Genomic DNA, 3,521 nt, shown 5'->3' on the forward strand with positions numbered 1-3,521 from the left:
CCAGTGACTTGACACGGTCATATAGACTGATTGCCCCTCGATTCATATGCGCTCTTAACTGAGGGAATAAGTCGTTATTGACGTCAAGTCCATCTTTAAGAAGGCGTTCCTTCATTAAAGCGATGAAAAACTTGTCCCATTCGCCAGTCAAAGTATAACGATTTATCTCCTGTCCTTCTTCATCATAATTCTCGGGTTTTGGTATGGCTGGATCACGAAGCGAAAGACAGAAACCTATCCTGCAAAGTATGTTTGGCGTAATGCCAGTTCTGCCTTTCAACATAGACAGGCGCACTGTAGCACTTTTGCTCAGTCTGATTCTATTGAAGCTCATTTAAAACCTCCATCGCTTCCCAGAAATAACCTTCCTTTACAGTCGTTTTTCCTTCTTTAGAATTGTATTCCAAATTATATGCCTTCGCGATAGATCCGTTTAACTGGTTAAAGTATTGTTGGTCAATTTCCGTGTTTGTTGAGAAAATTATCATTTGATGAGAGGCGTCAACAAGGAAGTTTTCTACTATATTGCTTCGGTGGTCTGTATCTAGTCTGCCCAACGGTGTATCAATAATAAATGGTAAGGGTCTGCCTGATGTTTTAGCAAGTGCCCATATCATTGCCATTGCATAGATTTGTCTTTCTCCAGCAGAAAGCTCTTTTTTAGATAAACGGATGCCTTGCGGGGAGAATAAGGTTATGTCAAAATTTTCTTGAGCTACTTCAACTCTGCCAACCAGATTCTCTTTGCCTATTAACGCGCTAAAGCATTCAAGAAAATTCTTTTCAAATTCCTTTATCTTTTCTATTCGAATTAACTGCAAATATTCTGAGAGAACATCGTGTACCTTAACTGCATGTTTTACACGTTGGTTGCAGTTATCATACTCTATCTTTTCATTAAGCAGTTTATCGAGTTCAGCTGTTACTATTTTTAATTCTGTGGTAGTTTGAGTATGCTCCATGTCTAGTCGTGATTGTTTTTCTCCAAGCTTCCCCAGTTCTTCGTGTAATTGTCCTAATTTTATAAATAAAGGCTTGAGGCTCTCGTCAGGGGGCGCACTAAAAAGGTATCCATTAACGGTTTCCGCCTCAGATTCCAAGGTTTTCAAACAAGATGAAATTTCCCGAAGTTCAGATGGCACCTTCTTTAGGGCTAAATCAATCCATCTTAAGAGTTCATGACGTTCAAGTGAAGACATATTGTGGATATTCACCTTGGAACGCCCGTTCATTTGTTCAATTCTATTCCTAAGTGCATTTATCGCTTCAGTGGCTACTAACTCTTTTTCCTCAGCGGATAATTTTAGTGTGTCAACAGATAAAGTGGCGCCGATGTCTTTTTTTAAGTCATTTATGGCTAAATTGAGGTAAGTAAGGGCTGCTTGTCTTTGCTCTTCTTTCTCCTCATATTCCAAACGGTTTTTTAATGCTAAACATAGTTCCGGGATGAAAGCAAAGGGTAGCAATTCGGCACAAAGTGAACGAATTTGTTCTTTAGTTGCTTCAATCTTGCTTTCAAGAGCTTTTGCCTGCTGTTTATACTCTTCTCTTTTTGAAGCAAATCCTCCACCTTCACTGGCGATGGCCAATTCCTGATTTTCTATTTCTATATTAAGTCTTGTAAGCTGGTTTTGTAGTGAAGCTTTTTCTTGTAGAATAGAATCAAGCTTTAACTCGAGACCTTTCTTTTTAGAACGTAAATTTGCAAGTCTTGTTTCAAAATCAGCCTTCGTTTGCGCTGATTCCTTTGCTATGTATGTTTTAATGTCATATCTTAGTTTCTCGATTAACTCAATTCCTAAAAGAGAATTAATCGAAGTTATGATATGCGTATTCTCCCTTTGGCCTCGAGCTAAATTCTGAATCTTTTCACCGTCAAATAGAAATAGCTTAGATAAGCCTGGCGGGATTAGTTCATTTAGAAAATCCTGCCATTGCTCTTCATTTATATCTTTAAACGGCTTACCGTTTTGTTGAATACAGAGCGTTTCGCCAAGATTGTCGCCGTCATATTTCCATATACGTTCAACATGAAAATTATCAATATAACCGACTCTTGCATAGTCGAAATCTAAGGAAATTGAGGCATCGGAAGCTTTGGTGCCGTCAGGTTTCCTATGCAAACGTGATATAATATATCGGTGATATTCAGCTGTCGGCATCTTTTGCCCTTTAAACGAGCTTCCGTACAAGCAAACTTGGAAGGCTTCCAACAATGTGGTTTTTCCAGTACCATTCTTGCCTCCGAAAATGATGATCGGTCTAAAATTATTACCTTTTTTTATGGGCATTAAGTCAAATGTTTGGGTATCAGCGAATACTCCGAAATTCTTTATTAACAAGAGCTTGAATCTCAACTTGATACCCCCCGATTCGCGTTATCACCTTTGATTGTATTTAGTAATTCTTCCTCGCTGCGCCATTCTTCGGAAAACACTCGATTTAATTTCTTATGAATTGATGCACGGCGGCTCATGCCTTTTGACTGCATTGCCACGTCTAAAATTTTTATAGCAAGCGCGACCGGCACATCATGTTTAGCGCAAATTTGTTGTAGCAAAAACTTATCCTTGAGTGAGAATCTAACGTCATCCTGCAACCATTCAAGGTCATTACCCATTATTTCTCTATAAATTCTTGGAACTGAGTCTTCCCAGTCGCCTTCTTTTGTTCTCCATAAACGCCTAATCTCGAATAATTCCTCTGGTAAAATTAAATTTAGTTTGTAGTTTGGGTTTTTAGAAACATCCACCTGAGCTTTTAAGAGCGTTGTCAATATTTTTTTACGCACTTCAAGAGTATATGGCCCTCTCGAAATTACTCCAGAGCCATCACTTTTGAACCAGACTTTACCATCCTTTCGTTTGTAGTCTCGATAGAGGTGTTTATTCTCTGGATTTTGAGTTTTGACAAGAAAGTCATGGATTTCTAAAAGAGGTTGAAGCCAAGTTTCACCTGAATCAATAACTGCTTTGAGAGACTTGTCTTCGCTTACTAGGGTACAAACCCAACAACCAAATCGGCTGTTACCGCAAGTTGGTGTTGAATCGTCAACCACTAGCGGGCATTCTCCCTGAGCTGTTCTATAAAGCGCAACTAAATCTCGATTGTTATTACCCCAGGGTGATGGTACCTGTAGGAGATATGACCATACATCATTAAGTCCCCATTCCTTTATTGGTGTGTAGACATACGCTCCTGAAAATGTTGAATGCCGTGATAACACTGTGTTAGGAATTTCATAAAGGCTCACTACTTGCGCACGTGTTGCGCTTTCTTGTCGTCTAACGCCGAGTACTAATACAACTTCCCCATGTTTGGATATTTGTTCAGTTATGAACCTGTTAGCAGGATGTATCTTTAGTCTCTCGGTGCACCATCGAAAACGTTGAGATGGGGCAGGATAGCCCTTTCCAATCAAGTTAACCCAAAAGCTATCTGTTATCAGAGGCCTTAGTCGATGCGTTTCAAAGGGTAAGTTTAGTTCAGCTGCTTTGCTACTGATTCTTTGAAGGGTATTA

Annotated in this window: 3 protein-coding genes; all 3 read right to left on the reverse strand. The window is 39.4% G+C overall.

The window, feature by feature from the left end; all coding sequences use genetic code 11:
* A partial coding sequence (gene dndE, locus NWE95_07390; GenBank protein ID MCW4003717.1) for a DNA sulfur modification protein DndE occupies positions 1 to 334 on the reverse strand: 334 nt, incomplete at its 3' end.
* Positions 321 to 2,357 carry a DNA sulfur modification protein DndD gene (dndD, locus tag NWE95_07395; protein ID MCW4003718.1) on the reverse strand — a complete coding sequence of 679 codons (2,037 nt, stop codon included), beginning with the start codon at positions 2,355 to 2,357 and terminating at the stop codon, positions 321 to 323. The genes dndD and dndE, both read right to left, overlap by 14 nt.
* Positions 2,354 to 3,521 (reverse strand): DNA phosphorothioation system sulfurtransferase DndC (gene dndC, locus NWE95_07400; protein MCW4003719.1); only part of this gene is annotated, 1,168 nt, incomplete at its 5' end. The genes dndD and dndC, both read right to left, overlap by 4 nt.

The sequence above is a fragment of the Candidatus Bathyarchaeota archaeon genome (genome assembly GCA_026014725.1).
Taxonomy (GTDB): domain Archaea; phylum Thermoproteota; class Bathyarchaeia; order Bathyarchaeales; family Bathycorpusculaceae; genus Bathycorpusculum.